This window comes from Streptomyces sp. NPDC001406, assembly GCF_042895285.1.
Lineage (GTDB): Bacteria > Actinomycetota > Actinomycetes > Streptomycetales > Streptomycetaceae > Streptomyces.
Genome location: NZ_JBIAWG010000009.1, coordinates 273,413 through 291,213, shown reverse-complemented (window position 1 = coordinate 291,213; position 17,801 = coordinate 273,413). Strand labels below are relative to the sequence as shown.

The window sequence follows — 17,801 nt, the reverse complement described above, 5'->3', positions numbered from 1 at the left end:
TGATCACCTCGCCCGGCTGACGTCCTTGCGGACCGCGGGCGTCTAGCGTGGCGGACATGGGAGAGCAGCGCGTGCGCGGGCACGGCCCGCCGCAGTGGTGGCGGTACGGGCCCCCGTGGTGGCACCACCCGGACGGCGACGCCGAGCCGGGCCGCGCGCGCCTGCCGTGGCGCTCCACCCTGCCGCTCATGGTTTTCGTGGTGTTCGGCTCGAACTTCGCCGCGCACGAACAGCTCCATCGCGTGCAGCTCGACGGCTACGCGCGCGTGCTGCTGCTCGTTGCCTCGGGGCTGCTGCTCTGGCGCCAGCGGTACCCCGCGTTCGTGGCGTTCGGCACGGCCACGACCGCCCTGGTCTACCTGGGCGCCGGCTATCCGTACGGACCGATCTTCCTGACCGTCGCCGTCAGCTGCTTCAGTGCCGTCGTCACGGGCCACCGACTCGCGGCCTGGGCGTCGGTCGGGATGCTCTGGGCCGGACACGCCCTGATCACGCTCTGGCTCTACCGCTGGCTTCCGCCGCCGGGCGACGAGGCCGCGAGCCTCAACCAGGAGATCGTCATCGCGACCTGGGTCGTGGCCGTCGTAGCGGTCTCCGAACTGGCCCGGGTACGGCGGGAGCAGTGGGCCCGGGAGCGCGCCGACCGCGCCCAGGCTGCACGCCGGCGCGCGGACGAGGAGCGGCTGCGGATCGCCCGCGAGCTGCACGACGTCCTGGCCCACAGCATCTCCGTCATCAATGTGCAGGCGGGTGTCGGCCTCGCCCTCCTCGACACCGACCCGGAGCAGGCACGCGAGGCGCTCACCACCATCAAGGCCGCCAGCAAGGAGGCGCTCGGGGAGGTGCGCCAGGTCCTGGACACCCTGCGTGCCCCCGGCGCCGCGCCGCGCGCCCCCGCGCCCGGCCTCAACCGGCTGCCGGAGCTGGTGGAACAGGCGGCGGGCGCGGGCCTCACGGTCGACGTCGAGGGCGAGCCGCCGCGCCTGGCGCCGGGCGCCGACCTCGCGGCGTTCCGGATCGTCCAGGAGGCGCTGACCAATGTCGTACGGCATTCCGGCTCGCGGCACGCGCGCGTGTGCTTCGAGGACGACGACGGCGTGCTGCGGCTGCGGATCGACGACGACGGGCCCGCGACCGGCGAGGACGCGGGCGGCAGCGGGAACGGGCTGGCGGGGATGAGGGAACGGGCCGCCGCGCTGGGTGGCACGATCGAGGCGGGCCGGCGTCCCGACGGGGGCTTCCGGGTGCTCGCCGTACTGCCGTTGAAGGTGAAGGTCAAGGAGGACGGCCGGTGATCCGTGTACTGCTCGCCGACGACCAGTCATTGGTGCGGGCCGGCTTCAAAGCGCTGCTGGACGCGCAGCCGGACATCGAGGTGGCCGGTGAGGCGGCCGACGGCGAGGAGGCCCTGCGCGAGGTGCGCGAACTGCGCCCCGACGTCGTCCTGATGGACATCCGCATGCCGCTCCTGGACGGCCTGGCCGCCACCCGCCGTATCACCGGAGCGCCGGAGCTGAAGGACGTGAAGGTGGTCATGCTCACCACCTTCGAACTCGACGAGTACGTCTTCGAGGCGCTCCGCTCGGGCGCCTCGGGCTTCCTGGTGAAGGACACCGAGCCCGAGGAACTCGTGCGCGCCGTAAGGGCGGTGGTCGAGGGCGACGCACTGCTCTCGCCGGGGGTGACCCGCCGGCTGATCGCCGAGTTCGCGGCCCGTTCCAAGGAGCCGGCGGCCGCCGACGCACTGGCCCAACTCACCGAGCGGGAAAGGGAGGTGATGGCCCTGGTCGGCATCGGACTGTCCAACGAGGAGATCGCCCGCCGCCTGGTCGTCAGCCCCCTCACCGCGAAGACCCATGTGAGCCGCACGATGGTGAAGCTGGGGGCGCGCGACCGGGCCCAACTCGTGGTGCTGGCCTACGAGTCGGGTCTGGTGCGGCCCGGCTGGCTGGGCTGAGGCCCGCGGCGGAAGCGGACCAGCACGGACACGACCCGCGCGACGCCGACGACCGCCCCCAGCGCCAGACCCGAGCGCAGCAGCAACGCGGACAGCAGGTCCGGCAGTTCGAAGAGGAACGCCGGTCCGGCGACGGCCCCGAAGACCACCGCCGCCGCGAACCCCGCGCTGAGCAGCGCGTATCCGGCCTCGACCGTCGCCGCGTCCTGCTCGGCCTTGGTGCGCCGTCCCCCGTACCCGTCCATACGGGAGAGTCTCACAGTGGTGCGCCCGGCGGGGCAAGCGAAACCCCGCCGGGCGCACTCACGGAGGCGTCCCCCTAGTCGCGGACCGGTACCGGTACCGGTTCCGCCTGCGCCTCCTCCACGGTGGACCTCGCGACCACGATCGACGGCCGCGTGCGGCGGCCGCGCAGACCGGTGAGCGTGATGAGCAGCCCGGCCACGGCGATGCCGGTGACCACGATGAACCCGGGCCGGTAGCTGTCGAGCACGGCCTGCGGGGTCGCGCGGTCGGGGGCGCCCGCGGTGACCACGGCCGTGACCACCGCCAGGAAGATCGCGCCGCCGACCTGGACCGAGGTGTTGAGCAGACCGGAGACCATGCCCTGCTCGTGGTCCTCGACGCCGTTGGTGGCCTGGATGTTGAGCGACGGGAAGACCAGCGCGCAGGCCGCGCCGATCAGCAGCATCGACGGCAGCACGACGGCCGCGTACACCGGGTCGAGGTCGATGCGCAGGAACAGCGCGTACCCGACGACCATCAGCGCGAAGCCCACCGCGATCAGCCGCGGTGTGCCGAACCGGTCGACGACCGAACCGACCTTCGTCGAGGACACCGCCACCAGCGCGCCCGCGGGCAGGAAGGCCAGCGCGGTGTGCAGCGCCGACCAGCCGAGCAGCGACTGCATGTACAGCGTGGTCAGGAACTGGAATCCGACGTACGACCCGAAGAAGGCCACCGCGCCGAGCTGGGCCCGTACTTGGCTGCCGGAGCGCAGCACACCGAGCCGGATCAGCGGGCTCACCGCGCGCCGCTCGACCAGGACGAAGACGGTCAGCGAGGCGGCCACCGCGAGGAACGACAGCAGGGTGCGGGCGGATGCCCAGCCTGCCTCGGGCGCCTGGACGACGGTGAACACGAGCAGCAGCATCGACGCGGTGCCGATGACGGCGCCCGGGATGTCGTAGCCGTCGTGGTCGCGCTCGCGCGTCGTGCGCGGCAGCAGCCTGAGCCCGGCGAGCAGGGCGAGCAGCGCGATGGGCGCCGGCAGCAGCATGGTGAGCCGCCAACTGGCCTCGGTCAGCAGGCCGGAGAGCACCAGACCCATGGAGAAGCCGGTGGCCGCGCAGGTGGTGTAGATGGACAGGGCGCGGTTGCGCAGCGGACCCTCGGGGAAGGTCGTGGTGATGATCGAGAGGCCCGCGGGAGCCGTGAACGCCGCGCTCAGGCCTTTGATGAAACGGCTGGCGATCAGCAGCGGACCCGAGTCGACGAGGCCGCCGAGCAGTGAGGCGAGCGCGAAGACGCCGAGGGCCACCAGGAACACCTGACGCCGGCCGAGCAGGTCGGCGGTGCGGCCGCCGAGGAGGAGCAGCCCGCCGTATCCCAGGATGTAGCCGCTGACGATCCATTGCAGCGTCGACGTGGAGAGTTGGAGGTCGGACCCGATGGACGGCAGGGCGACGCCGACCATCGACACATCGAGCGCGTCGAGGAACATCGCGGCGCAGAGCACCAGCAGGGTGCCCCACAGCCGGGGAGTCCAGCGAACCGCCGACGAGGGGGCCGCGGGGGTGGTGAGCGGAGAGGTCATGGCGACGACACTACATGCATATGCATCGAATGCAAGCGCATTTAATTCCGATGCAAGGAATTCTTTTCTCTGCTACGGTGCGGCCATGGCGGCGAAGAATGCCGAGCAGGCGCTCGTGGACCAGTGGCGGGACATCCTGGCGCTGCACGCCCGCACCCAGTGCGAGCTCGACCGCGCCCTGCACGGACACGGCCTGTGCGCCAGCGACTTCGAGGTCCTCGACCTGCTCGCCGAGGGCCGCGCGGCGGACGGCGGCTGCGCCTATCGCGTCCAGGAGATCTCGGAGCGGGTGCATCTCAGCCAGAGCGCCCTGTCCCGGCTGATCGCCCGTCTGGAGAAGGACGGCCTGGTCGACCGGGCCATGTGCGCGGAGGACCGGCGGGGTGTGCGGGTGGCGCTCACACCGAAGGGGCGCGCGCTGCACGGCGAGGTGCTGCCGGTGCAGCGCGCGGTACTGACCCGGATGCTGGCGGGCTGACCGGCCGCCGTCAGATGCCGGACCGCTCCCGCCACAGCGCGGCGAGCGCGGCGTCACCGGTCACCTCGGGCATCGGCACCCGGTTCCACAGGGCGAGGTACAACTGGTCGGCCGGGCCGGACAGTTCGGCCTCCGCCACCCCGGACTCGTCCCGCGTGGTCATGGGCGGCTTTGCGGACAGCCGTACGGTCCACACGTCCCCGGAGTCCGAGGCGCGCACCCGCAGCACACGCGGCTCGTCCGTGCGCACCCGGCTCCTCGTGCGGGCGTGGAAGCCGCGCAGCAACTCGTCGATGCCGTCCACCGCGAAGTCCCGCGCGACCGGGGACGGAACCCCGGCCCGCGCGGACTCGGCGTCATAGCGGTGCACGGTCGTCTCGTGGGCCTGCCGCCTGGTCCAGAACGCCAGCGGCGAGGGGGAGGGCGCGGGGTGGAAGGTCCAGCACTCCAGGTCGGACGGCGCCGCGGTCAGGGTGTCGACCAGGCGGGCATGGCTGTCCCGGTACCAGGCCACCAACTCGGCGCCGTCGAGGTCCGGGAGGTCACCGAAGGGGCGCGGCGCGGTGTGCCCGTCGGCGACGATCCCGGCGGCCCAGCGATGCACCGCGCCGGTGTGCCGCAACAGGTCGCGCACCTGCCACTCCGGGCAGGTCGGCACCTTGGCATCGGTCCCCGCCACCTCGGCGGCCGCGGCCAGCAACCGGCCCTCCCGGTCCAGGGTCTGAAGGAAGTCGGCAGTCTCCATGCAGGTGAGTCTGCCGTATGGAACGACCGGATCCAGGGGCGTCGGTGATACGCAGCCTGTGCCCGGGAGGTCAGAGGCTGATCCAGCCGAGCGTCAGGGCGAGGATCCCGAGGCCCGCTCCGGCGACCGAGACGGCGAGGACGACGCGTTCGCGCTCCGAGAAGAGCCGGCGGCCCTGTTCCCGGCGGGCCATCACGAACAGGACGGTCGCGGGGGCGTAGACGATGAAGGACACCAGCAGGAACTTCGGGCCCGCCGCGAAGAGGAGGAAGGCCGTGTAGACCGTGGCGAGGGAGGCGACCACCAGTTCCCCGGTGCCGCGCCGCCGGGTCCTGCGCTGCCCCGCGAGCTTCGCCGCGAAGGCCGCCGCCAGCAGGTACGGGATCAGGGACAGCGCGCTCGTCAGACGGAGCGTGAAGGTGAGGGCGTCCTTCGAGAACAGCGTGATGACCAGCACGGCCTGGGACAGCAGGGTCGTCATCAGCAGCGCGCGTACGGGCACGTCGTCCGCGGTCGCCCGGCGCAGAAAGCGCGGCATGTCGTCGTCCTGGGCGGCGACGAACAGCACCTCGGCGGCCATCAGCGTCCAGGCGAGGTACGCCCCGAGGACCGAGACGATCAGCCCGACGCCGACGAAGACCCCGCCCCAGGTGCCGACCGCGTGCTCCAGGACGCCCGCCATGGAGGGCCGGCGCAGCTGGGCGATCTCGCTCATGGGCATGATTCCGTACGACACGATCGTCACCGAGGCGAAGACGCACAGGACGCTCAGGAACCCGAGCAGGGTCGCGCGGCCGACGTCCTCGCGCCGCTTCGCGTGCCGGGAGTAGGCACTGGCGCCCTCCACCCCGAGGAACACGAACACCGTCGCGGGCAGGGTGCCGCGGACCTGGTCGAACAGCGAACCGGTATGGGCGGTGCCGTGGAAGTTGGCGGCGAAGACATCCGTGTCGAGGTAGCACAGGGCCAGGACGACGAAGACCAGGACGGGGACGACCTTCGCCACCGTGACGATCCTGTTGATCGACGCGGCCTCCCTGACGCCTCGCCGGATCAGCAGGAAGAACCCCCACAGGCCGACCGTGGACAGGGCGGCGGCCACGACCGTGTCGCCCTCGCCCAGCGCGGGCCACACCGCGCCCACCGTCGACATGATCAGCACCCAGTACGCCACATTGCCGACGCAGACGCTCGCCCAGTACCCGAACGCCGAGAAGAAGCCCAGGTACTCGCCGAACCCCGCCTTGGCATAGGCGTACACGCCCGCGTCGAGGTCCGGCCGCCGCAGCGCGAGGGTCCGGAGGACGAGCGCGAGCATCAGCATGCCGGTACCCGCGACCCCCCAGGCGATCAGGGCACCGGCGACACCGGTCTGTTCGGCGAAGCGCCGGGGCAGCGAGAAGACACCGGCGCCCACCATGGAACCGACGACGATCGCGGTCAGCGTGGGCCGCGTCAGCTTGGCCGCAGGCGTCGGCATGGCCGCGGGCGTCGGCTTGGCCGTGGGCGTCGGCTGGGCCGTAGGCGTCGGCTGGGCCGTAGGCGGTGCGGAGCCGGGACTCTCGGTCGACTGGGTCTGAGCCTGAGCCATGATGATCATGCTGGGGCATGCACCGAGGCTCCGCACCTTTTGCTGGGCGAGATGTGTCCGCCGGTCTGACGTGGGGTCAGCCCGATGCCGCGCGGCGAGTGATGACGCCGATCAGGGCCGCCACCGCCGCCAGTGCCGCGACGCTGGTGAGCGCGGTCGGCAGGGAGAACCAGTCGGCCATGAAGCCGATCGCGGGCGGCCCGAGGAGCATGCCGCCGTAGCCCAGGGTGGAGGCGACCGCGACGCCGGAGGGGCCGGCCAGGGCACCGGCCCGTTCCACGGCGACGGGGAAGAGATTGGCGAGGCCGAGTCCGGTGACGGCGAACCCGATCAGCGCCGCCCACACGGACGGGACGAGCGAGCCGAGCAGCATGCCGGCCGCGGCGGTGCCGCCTCCGGCGACGACGGTCCGGGTGCGGCCCAGACGTTCGAGCAGCGTGGTGCCGGTCAGCCGCCCCACGGTCATGGCCAGTGCGAAGCACGAGTACCCGATGGCCGCGAGGCCCGGTGAGGCGTCGAGGTCCTGTTCGAGGTGGAGCGCGCCCCAGTCGGCCATGGCGCCTTCGCCGTACGCCGTGCACAGCGCGATCAGGCCGAAGACGGCGACGAGCCCGCGCGTACGGCGATCCGCGCGGCGCGGGAAGTCGCCCTGGGACGGGGACGGGGGCGGGTTGCTGCTCGAAAGCCGGGGCTGGGGCCGGTCCGGCGGAACCGGGGCCTGCTCGCGCAGCAGAGTGTGTCCCGCGACGGCGGTGACCAGCAGGCCGACCAGGGTGAGGCCGAACAGATGGCGGGTGGGGGAGAGGGACCCCGCGACCAGCCCGCCGAGGCCCGCCCCGGTCATGCCGCCCAGGCTGAACGCGGCGTGGAAGCTGGGCATGACCGGTCGTCCCAGCGCGGTCACCAGGTCGACGGCCGCGCTGTTGAAGGCGACGTTGATGCTGCCGTAGGCCGCCCCGAACACCAGCAGCACGGCGCCGAGCGCGGGCGCCGAGTGGGTGAGCGGTGGCAGCGCGACGCTGAGGGAGAGGAGGACGGCGCACGCGACGGTCACCGGGTGGTTTCCGTAGCGGCGGCACAGCCGCCCCGTGAGCATCATCGTGATCACCGCGCCGGCCGAGACGCCGAGCAGCGCGAAGCCCAGCTCGGTGGCCGAGGCGTGGGTCTGCTCCTTGATGGCCGGGATGCGGACGACCCAGCCGGCGAAGACGAAGCCGTCCAGTGCGAAGAACACGGTGAGGGCGACACGGAGACGGGTGAGGTCGCTGCCCGGCACGACATTGTGCGATCGGGTTTTGTTTATTAGCGGCACAAAGTCAGCCTAGAGGGGTGCCGGGGGCCGGACAAGGGCACGGCCGGACGCACGCTCCGTCCTCCGTGTGTGCGGCAAGCAGCCCCATGGCATGGCCCGCGCGGGCGACCCTCCGGCCCCGGCTGCCGACGCCGCTCACCTGCGCACCCTCATCGTGGTCCGGGCCCGTGTGGCGGTGCTCATGTCCTGTTCGAAGAGAGGTTTCCATGCCCCGTCTTCCACGCCTGGCCGGCGCCGCCGTGGCAGCCGTCACCGTCAGCGTGCTCGCGTCGGCCACCGCGTCGGGCGGTGAGCCGGAGCGCTCGGACGCGCGTGTCGTCGCCCGCTTCGACTTTGCCGCCGGGCAGACACCGGAGAACATCGCGCTCGAACGCGACGGCTCCGCCGATCTGGCCTTCGCGTTCTCCCGGCAGGTCGCCAACGTGACCCCGCGCGGCCGCACCCGCATCCTCGCGACGCTGCCCGAGGTCAGGAACCCGAACACCCCCATCGTCCACAGCGCGGTGGTCCTCGGCATCGCCCGGGCCCACGACGGTACGCTCTACGTCACCTACGCGACCGGGACCCGCAAGACCGGCATCTGGCGCATCACGCGCGACGGCGGCACACCCGAGCAGATCGCGAAGCTCCCGGCCGACGGACTGCCCAACGGGCTCGCCCTCGACGAGCACCGCGGCGTGCTCTACGCCGCCGACTCGGTGCTGGGCACCGTCTGGCGCGTCCCGCAGGCGGGAGGAACCGCCACGAAATGGGCAAAGGCCCCCGCGCTCGCCCCGTCCCGCGCCCCCTCGGGCGGCTTCGGCGCCAACGGCATCAAGGTCCACGGCCATGCCGTATGGGTGTCCAACAGCGACCGGGGGACGCTGCTGCGCATCCCGGTACGGCCGGACGACTCCGCGGACACGATCGAGACCAGGGCGACCGGGCTGGACGGGATCGACGACTTCGCCTTCACCGGCCGCGGGCACACCGTCCTGGCGGCCCTGACCGCCAGCGGCCAGGTCGCCCTGGTACGACCGGACGGCACCCGCACGATCGTGCTCGCACGAAAGGACGGCCTGGCCGACCCGACCTCGGTGGCCGTGCGCGACCGCAGCGTCTACGTGCCCAGCGCGGCGTACTTCACCATGCGGGACCCGAACCTGGTCGTGGCCCGCCTGCCTTGGCGCGCGGGCTGACGGGCGGGGGCCGGTGAGTGTCACGGGCCGCCCGGCGGCGCGTTGCCCGGATCAGGACGGTCACCAGGACCGCCAAGTCGGCCGCGCCGTCGGGGTCGTCCGGGTAACGGGCGACGGGTAGGGGCCCGACCTCGTCCAGCCGTACGTCCTCCAGATCGAGCACATGCGCCAGCGCCATCAGGGACAGGCGGGCGTTGCCGTCCGTGAAAGGGTGGAAGAAGGACACGTCCAGGTACGCCCGGCGGCGCGGGCGGGGAGCGGGACGGCGGCGTCGGTGCTCTCCCGTAGGCAGCCCGTGAAGTCCCGCCATGTGTGCGGTGTCAGGCCGTAGCGCTCCCGGCCGCCCTTGGCGAAGGCGTCGCCGTCGCGGAACGGGGCCTCCGGAACGCCGAGGACGAGGCGCTGCCAGGAGGCCGGCAGCTGTGGACCGAGGGGCTCGCCCCGGGCGGCATCCGCGCGGGAGCGGGCCAGTGCGGTGAGCAGTCTCTCGGCACGGGCCGGGTCGCGGCGTCGTACCGGGCCGTCGTACCAGACTGCGAGGCCGTCGACGGCGCCCCGGACCGGGGGCACGGGATCCGCCGGGACCACGGTCGACCAGTCCACCTGCTGCCTGACCCGGCACCAGACCGCAAGCGCGTCGGGACTCTCAGACATCGCGGTAGGGCTGCTCGCCGGTGAGATGGATCGCCAGGCCCTCGCCCACGGATTCCACGAGGGCCTGTTTCGGGCGCGTCCAGCTGGCGAACCGGCCACCGATCGCCGTTTCGACCGCCTTTGCGGCCTCCTCCGGCCCCAGTCCGGCGGAGGTCAGGAACCAGAGGAGTACCCGCTCGCACAGCTTGTACCAGTCGTCCTCCGCGTCCGTACGGTCCACGACCAGGGTCACCAGCCGGGTCGCCGCCCGGTTCAGGTGCCAGCTGCGGTCTTCGGCGTCCGCGCCCGGTGGCGGAGCGAACCGGGCGAACTTCTCGGCCAGTTCCTCCAGCCGGTCGCGCCACTCCAGGAGGGAGGCCACGACCCGCGCCGCGGTCGGTCCGGGCTCCTGCACGGAGTGGGCGACACAGCACCAGCCGGACCGCACCGCCGCCCCCGCCCTCGCCGATCGCCCAGTGCCGGCCGCAGGCCCAGCGGCCGTAGCGCTCGGCCAGGAGCTCGGTGACCGCGTGGAAGAAGCGCCAGCCCGCGCTGTCGTCGGCCCCGGACTCGGCGGCGGTCGGCAGCGAGGCGATCAGCGCGGTGAGCCGGGCCCTCTCCTCCTCGTCCCAGGGGAAGGGGTTGCGCCCCGGATCGACGGCGGACCAGGGGAGATTGCGCGGCTGGAGCGCGGGGTCGGTGGACGTGACGTACCTCCGTCGAAGCGGCATGGGCACAGCCGATCGATACTGTCCGAGCCGTACGGAGTTGTCATCCGGTTGGCCGCGCGCGGCCGCCGGACCGTCGTCGGCATCGAACACCTGCTGCCCGGTGGTGACTTCCGTCGCCTTCCGGCCACTCGGTCGCCTCGTCGGGGCGGGTGAAACATGCGGAAGTGCCTGGTCCGGGAGGACATGGGGGCGATTCTCCGGTGGTGTGTCTTCGGACAGACCATGGATACGGGTCGGTTAATGCTTGCTCACGTGCTGGTTGCGGAAGAGTGAGCGGGCCATGATGGGCCCATGACGTTGGCCTCGCGTGCTCTCACGCAACTGGCGACCTGGCCGGACCTGAGACAGGCCGTACCGAGCTGCGGCCTGGGGCAGGCGCTCAGCTCGGACCGGGGCGAGATCGCCCACTTCCATTCCGACCGGGACGTCGACCTGCATCTGACGGACCGTGCCATCCGGCGTTTCGCCAAGGACCTCATGGGTTCGGGGGCGATCCGGATCGTCCCGGGTTCGCAGTGGGTGACCATACGCCTCGACGCCACGAGCGACGTCGATCTGCTGATGACCCTGGTCAGCGTTGCGCTCCAGGCCCAGCAGGTCTGGCCGGACCCCGTCGGCCGGTTCGAAGTCGGCTGCAACGACCAGCGGGGCGCGGGGTTCGTCCGGGCCGATCCCGGCGGCATCTGACGCGGCGCGCCGGGTCGTCACACGGCGACGACCCGCATCCCCGCCTCCTCGAACCGGCGCACGGTGTCCCGCTCCACCGCCGTGTCCGTGACGAGTGTGTCCACCATCTCGGCCGCGCAGATCCGGGCGAACGCCCGCCGGCCGAGCTTGCTCGAGTCGGCCGCGACGATCACTCGTTCGGCTTGTTCACACAGCAGCCGGTTGATCGCGGCCTCCGCCTCGTCGTGTGCCGCCGCGCCATGCGTGACGTCGAAGGCCACCACCCCGAGCACCGCCACGTCGAGCGTGATCTGGCCGAGCACACCGTCCGCCAGCGGCCCGATCAGCTCGTACGACTGCGGCCGCGCGACCCCGCCCGTCACCACGATCTTGAACTGGGGCCGTACGGCGAGTTCGTTGGCGATGTTGAGCGCATTGGTGACGACGGTCAGCGCCGGTGAGCCCGAGGCGAGGTCCGCGCGCACGGCCAGCGCGCGGGCCACCTCGGTCGTGGTCGTACCGCCGGTCAGGCCCACCGCCTCGCCCGGCGCGACCAGGTCCGCCACCGCCTTGGCGATGCGCTGCTTCTCGGAGGCGTGCCGGGCCGTCTTGTAGCGCAGCGGCAGTTCGTACGACACCCCGTGCACGACCGCCCCGCCCCGGGTGCGCACCAGCATCTGCTGCTCGGCCAGCTGGTCGAAGTCCCGGCGGATGGTCGCGGCCGACACCGACAGTTCCGCCGCCGCCTCCTCGACGTCCAGGCGGCCGCGTTCCACGAGCAGTTCCAGCAGCGCCTTCCAGCGGGCGTCACGCGACATCCGGAGCCTCCGTTCCTCGATCTTCCGCGACCCTAGCGCAACCCGTCTCAGCTGGAATGCTTGATTGTGCTTGAAAGCTGGCTATATCTTGCAAGAAAAATCAGCCAGGGGAGGGGCACGGCATGACCCATGTCGAGGACGAGCTCAGCAGCCAGCCCGAGTGCTGGATACGGGCGGCCGAACAGGCGGCCCACAGCGGTGGGGCGCTGCCGGGAGAAGGGGAGCGGGTCGCGATCGTCGGCTGCGGCACCTCGTACTTCATGGCGCAGGCGGCCGCGGCCCTGCGGGAACGGGCAGGCCGGGGCGAGACCGACGCCTTCGCCGCGTCCGAGTTCCCGTACGGGCGCCCGTACGACCGTGTCATCGCCCTCACCCGCTCCGGCACCACCACCGAAGTGCTGGAACTGCTGGGGCAGTTGAAGGGACGCACCCGCACCACCGCGGTCACCGCGGACCCGGACACCCCCGTGATGACGGCCGCCGACGACGTCGTCGTACTGGACTTCGCGGACGAACGGTCCGTCGTGCAGACCCGGTTCGCCACCAGCGCGCTCACCCTGCTCCGCGCCCACCTCGGCCTGCACACCGACACGGTCGTCGCCGACGCCCGCACCGCGCTGTCCACCCCCCTGCCCGAAGGACTCGTCGACTGCACCCAGTTCACCTTCCTGGGCCGCGGCTGGACCGTCGGACTGGCGAGCGAGGCCGGGCTGAAGATGCGCGAGGCCTCGCTGTCCTGGACCGAGGCCTACCCGGCGATGGAGTACCGGCACGGCCCCATCAGCATCACCACGCGCGGGACGGCGGCCTGGATGTTCGGCCAGGCGCCGGACGGGCTGGCCGAACAGGTGCGTACCACGGGCGGATTGTGGGTCGACGGCTCGCTCGACCCGCTCGCCGAACTCGTCCGCGCCCAGCGCCTCGCGGTGGCCGTCGCCGCCCGCCGGGGCCTCGACCCCGACCGGCCCCGCCACCTCACCCGCTCGGTGATCCTCGCCCCCTGACCCACGACCCGGGAGGAGAATCCGTGCCCCTCGCACGCACCGGCGAGCTCGTCACCCGCGCCGCCGAGGCACGCTCAGCCGTCGCCGCCTTCAACATCATCACGCTCGAACACGTCGAGGCCGTCATCGCCGGAGCCGAAGCGGCGGACGCGCCGGTCGTCCTCCAAGTCAGCGAGAACGCCGTCAAGTTCCGCTACGGACGCCTGCTCCCGCTGGCCCGTGCGGCCGCGGCCGCCGCCGAACGCTCCGGTGTGCCCGTCGCGTTGCACCTCGACCACGTACAGAGCGACGACCTGCTGCGCCAGGCGGCCGACGCCGGCTTCGGCTCCGTGATGTACGACGCGGCCCGCCTTCCGTACGCCGAGAACCTGGCCGCGACCCGCGCCGCGGTCGACTGGGCGCACGGCCAAGGGCTGTGGATCGAGGCGGAGTTGGGGGAGATCGGCGGTAAGGGCCGACCACCGCTGGACGCCCACGCGCCCGGAGCCCGTACCGACCCCGCCCAGGCGGCCGCCTTCGTCGCGGACACCGGCGTCGACGCCCTGGCCGTCGCCATCGGCAGCGTCCACGCCATGACGACCCGTACGGCAGCCCTCGACCACGAACTCCTCAAACGGCTGTCCGTCACCGTGCCCGTTCCGCTCGTGCTGCACGGTTCCTCGGGCGTGCCGGACGAGGGGCTCGTCGCGGCCGTCGCGGGCGGCATCGCCAAGGTCAACGTCGGCACCGCCCTCAACATGGCGATGACCGGCGCCATTCGGGACTTCCTCGCCGCCCATCCCGAGGCGGTCGACTCGCGCAAGTACCTCAGCGTGGGGCGGGAGGCGATGGCACGGGAGGTGACACGGATCATCGGGGTGCTCGGCTAGCCCGCCGACAGAGTTCGACCGACGGGGCTCGGCCGACCGGGTTCGACCGCTACCGTTTGACGGCCTTGAGCACCACGAACTTCGGGTCGGAGGCCACCAGTTGGCTGTTGCCGAACAGGCGGCGCAGCTTCACGTGGTAGCCCAGGTGGCGGTTGCCGATCACCCACAGTTCGCCGCCCGGCCGCAGTGCGCGCCGCGCCCCGGTGAACATCCGCCACGCCGTCGCGTCCGTCGTCGCCTGATGGGAGTGGAACGGAGGGTTGTTGAGGACGACGTCCACGCTGCCGGCCGCCACCCCCGCCAGCCCGTCCCCGACCCGGAACTCCGCGTGCCCCGGCACCCCGTTGGCCTTGTACGTGGCCTCCGCCGACGCCACGGCCTGGAACGACTCGTCCACGAACAGCACCTCGGCCGCGGGATCGGCCAGCGCCACCGCCGTACCCACGACCCCGTTTCCGCACCCCAGGTCCACGACTCGGCGCGGGCCGCGGCCGGCCGGCAGGTGCTGGAGGAAGAACCGCGTGCCGATGTCCAGCCGGTCGGCGCAGAACACGCCCGCGTGGTTGACGACGGTGCGCCCGGAGACCGCGCCGATGCCCTCGGGGAGGGCGTAGCTGTACGGCCACGGATTGGCGCCGCGCTCCAGCGCCGGGTCCGGGGTGCAGAGGATCAGCCGGGCCTTCTGCTCTGCGAGGGAGGTCCGCGTCGGCCCGAGAATCCGCTCGAACAGCTCCAGCGTCGAGGTGTGGATCTCCTTCACCATCCCGGTGCCCACGACGACTGTGCCCTCGTGCACGGCGGGCGCCAGCCGCTGCAACTGGTCCTCCAGGAGCGCCAGGCTCTTCGGCACACGCACCAGCAGGACGTCGACGCGGTCCGGCGGGGGATCCTGGGTGGTGAGGAGCCGTACGGTACCGGGCTCGACGCCGGCCCGCGCGAGGTTCGCCCGGGTCGCCTCCTGACTGAGGAAGGAGTCGGTGATCTGCACCGGCCCGTGCTCCGCGAGCGCCGTGACCAGCGCGCCCCAGCGGTCCCCCAGGACCACGACCGTCCCGGACAACGGGATCCGCTCCTGGGCCAGATGCCGCAGCAAATACGCGTCGGAGGCGTCCCAGGCACGCAGCCGGTCACGTGGATCCTCGGGGAAGCGGGACAGCTCGAACTCGCCCCACACAGTCGTCATGCGATCGCTCATTGTGTGTCCAGGCTAGCGGAGCCGCAGCTCAGGCCCGGTCGGGCGGGTCCCTGGGGCAGGATGGAACGCATGGACGTGGAGCTGTTCCCCAGGGAGCGCACCGAGGTCGCGCCCGGCGCCGTGCACATGCCGGACTGGCTCGACGCCCGCGCCCAGCGGGAGCTGCTGGCGGCCTGCCGGGAGTGGGCGCGCCCGCCGGCGGGCCTGCGCACGGTCCGCACCCCCGGCGGCGGCACCATGACCGCCCGCCAGGTCTGCCTGGGCTGGCACTGGTATCCGTACGCCTACGCCCGCACGGCCGTCGACGGCGACGGGGCCCGGGTGAAACCGTTCCCCTCCTGGCTGGGCGAGCTGGGCCGTCGGGCGGTGGCCGACGCGCTGGGCCCGCGGGCGGTGGCATCGGCGCCGTACGACATCGCACTGATCAACTTCTACGACGGCGACGCCCGCATGGGAATGCACCGCGACAGCGACGAGAAGTCCGACGCGCCGGTGGTGTCGCTGAGCCTCGGCGACACCTGCGTCTTCCGCTTCGGCAACACCGAGACCCGGACCAGGCCCTATACGGACGTGGAGCTGCGCAGCGGGGACCTGTTCGTCTTCGGCGGCGTGTCGCGCCTGGCCCACCACGGGGTGCCGCGGGTGCACCCCGGCACGGCGCCGCCCGGGCTCGGGCTCACCGGGCGGTTGAACATCACCCTGAGGGTGAGTGGACTCTAGGTTGCGGCGCAGGCCGGCCGGTCTGCGGATCATGGGACACTCGCCCTCATGAGCGGCAAGGCGGACCCCCGGGCGGCGGGGGAAGGAACCACCTCCAGGACGCGACTGGACCGGGGGCGCGGTGCGCTGGGGCCCGCGCTGGAGCTCGTGCACACCGGGCGCGCGCCGACCCGGGCCGTGCTCACCGCCGAGCTGGGGGTGACCCGGGCGACGGCCGGTGCGGTGGCCGCCGAGCTGGAGGCGCTCGGGCTGATCCGGGTGGACGCCCGGCCGGGCGCGGCGGCCGGTTCCCAGGGGCGCCCCTCGCACCGGCTGGAGGTGGCCGACGACGGGCCCGTCGCGCTCGCCGCGCAGGTGCACGCCGACGGTTTCCGGGCCGCGCTGGTAGGCCTGGGCGGCCGGATCGTGGCGACGGCACCGGGCTGCGAGACCGTGGACGCGGACCCGGCGAAGGTGCTGGGCTCGGTGGTCGAGGCGGGCGCCGAACTGCTCCGTACGACGGGCCGCCGCTGCGTGGGCGCCGGGCTCGCCGTGCCGTCCGCCGTCGCCGAACCGGACGGCCTGGCCCTCAACCCCCTGCACCTGGCCTGGCCCGTGGGCGCGCCGGTCCGCCGCATCTTCGCCGAGTGCGTGGCCGCGGCCGGGATCAGCGGCCCGGCGTTCGCGGGCAACGACGTCAACCTCGCCGCGCTCGCCGAGCACCGGCACGGCGCGGGCCGCGGCGCCCGGGACCTGCTCTGCGTGGCTACCGGACACCGGGGAGTCGGCGGCGCACTGGTCCTCGACGGCCGCCTGCACACGGGCAGTTCGGGCCTGGCCCTGGAGGTCGGCCATCTCACGGTGAACCCCGAGGGCCGCCCCTGTCACTGCGGCAGCCGCGGCTGCCTGGACGTCGAGGCGGATCCACTGGCCCTGCTGATCGAGGCCGGCCGCGAACCCGGCCCGGAGGTGTCGCTGCTCCAGCAGGCCAACGACCTGCTCCGCAACCACTACCACGACCCCACCGTGCGCACCGCCGCCGAGGCCCTGATCGACCGTCTGGGCCTGGGCCTCGCCGGGCTGGTGAACATCCTCAACCCCGACCGCATCATCCTCGGCGGCCTGCACCGCACCCTGCTCGACGCCGACCCGGACCGGCTCCGCGCGGTCGTCGCCGACCGCAGTCTGTGGGGCCAGAGCGGCGGTGTCCCCATCCTCGCGTGCACCCTCGACCACAACAGCCTGGTCGGCGCGGCGGAGTTGGCCTGGCAGCCGGTACTGGACGACCCGCTGGCCGCGCTCCAGTGACACACGGACAGCGGCCCGGTCCGTGAGCGACGCGTCCACGGCGCCGCCCCACAGGAAGCGGTTCATGCCCTCCATGGTGTTCCAGAGGTGGAACGGCGCGTACTGGTTCACCGGCGAGCCGTGCACTCCGCGCTCGCGTCGCAGGTACGCCTTGAGGTCGCGGCCGTCCCAGTCGTCGAGCAGATGCCCGACGCGGCCTCGACGACGAGGTGTGTCATGAAGGTGCGCGGCCACCTCGCCGGGCCAGACCGGGCCGGTGAAGTGTTCCGCCGGGCCCCGCAGGGTGTCGGGACTGCTTCTGGTGATGTGCAGGCGCGGGCGAGGACGTAGCCGCCCTGTACGGTCGTGAGGACGGTCGTGGCGATCTCCTCGCCGTCGAGGCCGGGAGCGAACTGCCCCGGTTCCTTGCCCTCTTCGACGATCCCGGCGATCCGCCCGCGGATCCAGGCGATGGTCTCGTCGACCGGTGCGCGCAGCTCGTCGCCGGCGATCACGTCCGGGTCCATCGTCAGCCGGCCGACCGGCAGCCGTGCAGCACATCACGCTCGTACGGCGATCCCGGCCCGCCGAGTACTCCCTCGGCGGTAGCCCGCAGCTCCTCGGCCGTACGCCGGATCGCCGCAAGCGCCAGGTCCGGCTTGCCCTTGAAGTGGTGGTACAGGCTGCCCTGGCCGGCACCCGCGCGTTCCAGGACGGCCCTCGGGCTGGTGCCACCCAATCGGACGCCGCCCCGGGGGAGGAGCCGCCGCACACCCACGTACTCCCGCGGAGGTACGCCCACTGCCGCTGGCCGTACGACGA

General features: G+C 72.6%; 18 protein-coding genes and 2 pseudogenes. 9 read left to right on the top strand and 11 right to left on the bottom strand.

Annotated features, from left to right (window positions below; translation table 11 throughout):
- Positions 1-47: 47 nt before the first annotated feature.
- Together ACFY1J_RS23425 and ACFY1J_RS23420 are read left to right on the top strand one after the other, a co-directional pair.
- Positions 48-1,295 (top strand): sensor histidine kinase, encoded by a 1,248-nt coding sequence (locus ACFY1J_RS23425; protein WP_390710588.1) that lies wholly within the window; start codon positions 48-50, stop codon positions 1,293-1,295.
- Positions 1,292-1,957 carry a response regulator gene (locus ACFY1J_RS23420; protein WP_390710589.1) on the top strand — a complete coding sequence of 222 codons (666 nt, stop codon included), beginning with the start codon at positions 1,292-1,294 and terminating at the stop codon, positions 1,955-1,957. Before ACFY1J_RS23425 ends, ACFY1J_RS23420 begins: the two co-directional genes overlap by 4 nt.
- Here ACFY1J_RS23420 and ACFY1J_RS23415 read toward each other — a convergent pair.
- Positions 1,918-2,202 (bottom strand): DUF6332 family protein, encoded by a 285-nt coding sequence (locus tag ACFY1J_RS23415; RefSeq protein WP_390710590.1) that lies wholly within the window; start codon positions 2,200-2,202, stop codon positions 1,918-1,920. The two genes, ACFY1J_RS23420 and ACFY1J_RS23415, sit on opposite strands and share 40 nt — an antisense overlap.
- A 74-nt stretch (positions 2,203-2,276) precedes the next feature.
- Positions 2,277-3,773: an MFS transporter gene (locus tag ACFY1J_RS23410; RefSeq protein ID WP_390731805.1), complete on the bottom strand. Its 1,497-nt coding sequence runs from the start codon at positions 3,771-3,773 to the stop codon at positions 2,277-2,279.
- A gap of 85 nt (positions 3,774-3,858) precedes the next feature.
- On the opposite strand from ACFY1J_RS23410, the gene ACFY1J_RS23405 reads away from it, so the two are divergent.
- Positions 3,859-4,251 carry a MarR family winged helix-turn-helix transcriptional regulator gene (locus tag ACFY1J_RS23405; RefSeq protein ID WP_390710592.1) on the top strand — a complete coding sequence of 131 codons (393 nt, stop codon included), beginning with the start codon at positions 3,859-3,861 and terminating at the stop codon, positions 4,249-4,251.
- Between the two features lie 10 nt (positions 4,252-4,261).
- Here the strand turns inward: ACFY1J_RS23405 and ACFY1J_RS23400 are convergent, their stop codons facing one another.
- From ACFY1J_RS23400 to ACFY1J_RS23390, 3 genes are all read right to left on the bottom strand, one after another.
- Positions 4,262-4,996: a maleylpyruvate isomerase family mycothiol-dependent enzyme gene (locus ACFY1J_RS23400; RefSeq protein WP_390710593.1), complete on the bottom strand. Its 735-nt coding sequence runs from the start codon at positions 4,994-4,996 to the stop codon at positions 4,262-4,264.
- 70 nt (positions 4,997-5,066) lie between these two features.
- Complete coding sequence (locus ACFY1J_RS23395) at positions 5,067-6,476, bottom strand: basic amino acid/polyamine antiporter (protein WP_390731873.1); 1,410 nt, start codon at positions 6,474-6,476, stop codon at positions 5,067-5,069.
- A 187-nt stretch (positions 6,477-6,663) separates the two neighbouring features.
- Entirely contained in the window at positions 6,664-7,863 is a 1,200-nt protein-coding gene (locus ACFY1J_RS23390; protein ID WP_390731804.1) for an MFS transporter, read from the bottom strand.
- Positions 7,864-8,105: 242 nt separating this feature from the next.
- Here ACFY1J_RS23390 and ACFY1J_RS23385 point away from each other — a divergent pair, with 242 nt between their 5' ends.
- On the top strand, positions 8,106-9,077 hold the full coding sequence (locus ACFY1J_RS23385) for a hypothetical protein (protein ID WP_390731803.1): 972 nt from the start codon (positions 8,106-8,108) through the stop codon (positions 9,075-9,077).
- Positions 9,078-9,254: 177 nt separating this feature from the next.
- Here ACFY1J_RS23385 and ACFY1J_RS23380 read toward each other — a convergent pair whose 3' ends face one another.
- Positions 9,255-9,731 carry a hypothetical protein gene (locus tag ACFY1J_RS23380; protein ID WP_390731802.1) on the bottom strand — a complete coding sequence of 159 codons (477 nt, stop codon included), beginning with the start codon at positions 9,729-9,731 and terminating at the stop codon, positions 9,255-9,257.
- The gene (locus ACFY1J_RS23375; protein WP_390731801.1) at positions 9,724-10,125 is read right to left on the bottom strand and encodes a hypothetical protein; all 402 of its coding nucleotides are present in this window, start codon (positions 10,123-10,125) and stop codon (positions 9,724-9,726) included. The genes ACFY1J_RS23380 and ACFY1J_RS23375 overlap by 8 nt, the downstream gene beginning before the upstream one ends.
- A gap of 607 nt (positions 10,126-10,732) precedes the next feature.
- Here ACFY1J_RS23375 and ACFY1J_RS23370 point away from each other — a divergent pair.
- Entirely contained in the window at positions 10,733-11,128 is a 396-nt protein-coding gene (locus ACFY1J_RS23370) for a luciferase family protein (RefSeq protein WP_390710598.1), read from the top strand.
- Positions 11,129-11,145: 17 nt separating this feature from the next.
- On the opposite strand, the gene ACFY1J_RS23365 is transcribed toward ACFY1J_RS23370, so the two are convergent.
- Entirely contained in the window at positions 11,146-11,925 is a 780-nt protein-coding gene (locus ACFY1J_RS23365) for a DeoR/GlpR family DNA-binding transcription regulator (protein ID WP_390731800.1), read from the bottom strand.
- Between the two features lie 122 nt (positions 11,926-12,047).
- Here ACFY1J_RS23365 and ACFY1J_RS23360 point away from each other — a divergent pair, with 122 nt between their 5' ends.
- Together ACFY1J_RS23360 and ACFY1J_RS23355 are read left to right on the top strand one after the other, a co-directional pair.
- Positions 12,048-12,929, top strand: coding sequence for an SIS domain-containing protein (locus ACFY1J_RS23360; protein ID WP_390710600.1), 882 nt, complete (start codon positions 12,048-12,050; stop codon positions 12,927-12,929).
- A 23-nt stretch (positions 12,930-12,952) separates the two neighbouring features.
- Positions 12,953-13,798: a ketose-bisphosphate aldolase gene (locus ACFY1J_RS23355; protein WP_390731799.1), complete on the top strand. Its 846-nt coding sequence runs from the start codon at positions 12,953-12,955 to the stop codon at positions 13,796-13,798.
- A 49-nt stretch (positions 13,799-13,847) separates the two neighbouring features.
- Here the strand turns inward: ACFY1J_RS23355 and ACFY1J_RS23350 are convergent, their stop codons facing one another.
- Positions 13,848-14,981, bottom strand: coding sequence for a methyltransferase (locus ACFY1J_RS23350; RefSeq protein ID WP_390731798.1), 1,134 nt, complete (start codon positions 14,979-14,981; stop codon positions 13,848-13,850).
- Positions 14,982-15,062: 81 nt separating this feature from the next.
- On the opposite strand from ACFY1J_RS23350, the gene ACFY1J_RS23345 reads away from it, so the two are divergent.
- Both ACFY1J_RS23345 and ACFY1J_RS23340 read left to right on the top strand, forming a co-directional pair.
- The gene (locus ACFY1J_RS23345) at positions 15,063-15,713 is read left to right on the top strand and encodes an alpha-ketoglutarate-dependent dioxygenase AlkB family protein (RefSeq protein ID WP_390710603.1); all 651 of its coding nucleotides are present in this window, start codon (positions 15,063-15,065) and stop codon (positions 15,711-15,713) included.
- Positions 15,714-15,761: 48 nt separating this feature from the next.
- Positions 15,762-17,000 carry an ROK family protein gene (locus ACFY1J_RS23340; RefSeq protein WP_390710604.1) on the top strand — a complete coding sequence of 413 codons (1,239 nt, stop codon included), beginning with the start codon at positions 15,762-15,764 and terminating at the stop codon, positions 16,998-17,000.
- 81 nt (positions 17,001-17,081) lie between these two features.
- Here the strand turns inward: ACFY1J_RS23340 and ACFY1J_RS23335 are convergent.
- Positions 17,082-17,234, bottom strand: a pseudogene (locus ACFY1J_RS23335) (DUF4865 family protein); the annotation flags it as partial.
- A 59-nt stretch (positions 17,235-17,293) separates the two neighbouring features.
- Positions 17,294-17,781, bottom strand: a pseudogene (locus ACFY1J_RS23330) (TetR/AcrR family transcriptional regulator); the annotation flags it as partial.
- Positions 17,782-17,801 lie beyond the last annotated feature (20 nt).

Bases quoted from the DNA above. Each gene is read 5' to 3' on its own strand.
- ACFY1J_RS23345 (WP_390710603.1), top strand. From the start codon at position 15,063: ATGGACGTGGAGCTGTTCCCCAGGGAGCGCACCGAGGTCGCGCCCGGC.
- ACFY1J_RS23385 (WP_390731803.1), top strand. From the start codon at position 8,106: ATGCCCCGTCTTCCACGCCTGGCCGGCGCCGCCGTGGCAGCCGTCACC.
- ACFY1J_RS23370 (WP_390710598.1), top strand. From the start codon at position 10,733: ATGACGTTGGCCTCGCGTGCTCTCACGCAACTGGCGACCTGGCCGGAC.
- ACFY1J_RS23395 (WP_390731873.1), bottom strand. From the start codon at position 6,476: ATGCCGACGCCTGCGGCCAAGCTGACGCGGCCCACGCTGACCGCGATC.
- ACFY1J_RS23350 (WP_390731798.1), bottom strand. From the start codon at position 14,981: ATGACGACTGTGTGGGGCGAGTTCGAGCTGTCCCGCTTCCCCGAGGAT.
- ACFY1J_RS23365 (WP_390731800.1), bottom strand. From the start codon at position 11,925: ATGTCGCGTGACGCCCGCTGGAAGGCGCTGCTGGAACTGCTCGTGGAA.
- ACFY1J_RS23360 (WP_390710600.1), top strand. From the start codon at position 12,048: ATGACCCATGTCGAGGACGAGCTCAGCAGCCAGCCCGAGTGCTGGATA.
- ACFY1J_RS23400 (WP_390710593.1), bottom strand. From the start codon at position 4,996: ATGGAGACTGCCGACTTCCTTCAGACCCTGGACCGGGAGGGCCGGTTG.
- ACFY1J_RS23410 (WP_390731805.1), bottom strand. From the start codon at position 3,773: ATGACCTCTCCGCTCACCACCCCCGCGGCCCCCTCGTCGGCGGTTCGC.
- ACFY1J_RS23340 (WP_390710604.1), top strand. From the start codon at position 15,762: ATGAGCGGCAAGGCGGACCCCCGGGCGGCGGGGGAAGGAACCACCTCC.
- ACFY1J_RS23415 (WP_390710590.1), bottom strand. From the start codon at position 2,202: ATGGACGGGTACGGGGGACGGCGCACCAAGGCCGAGCAGGACGCGGCG.
- ACFY1J_RS23380 (WP_390731802.1), bottom strand. From the start codon at position 9,731: ATGTCTGAGAGTCCCGACGCGCTTGCGGTCTGGTGCCGGGTCAGGCAG.
- ACFY1J_RS23405 (WP_390710592.1), top strand. From the start codon at position 3,859: ATGGCGGCGAAGAATGCCGAGCAGGCGCTCGTGGACCAGTGGCGGGAC.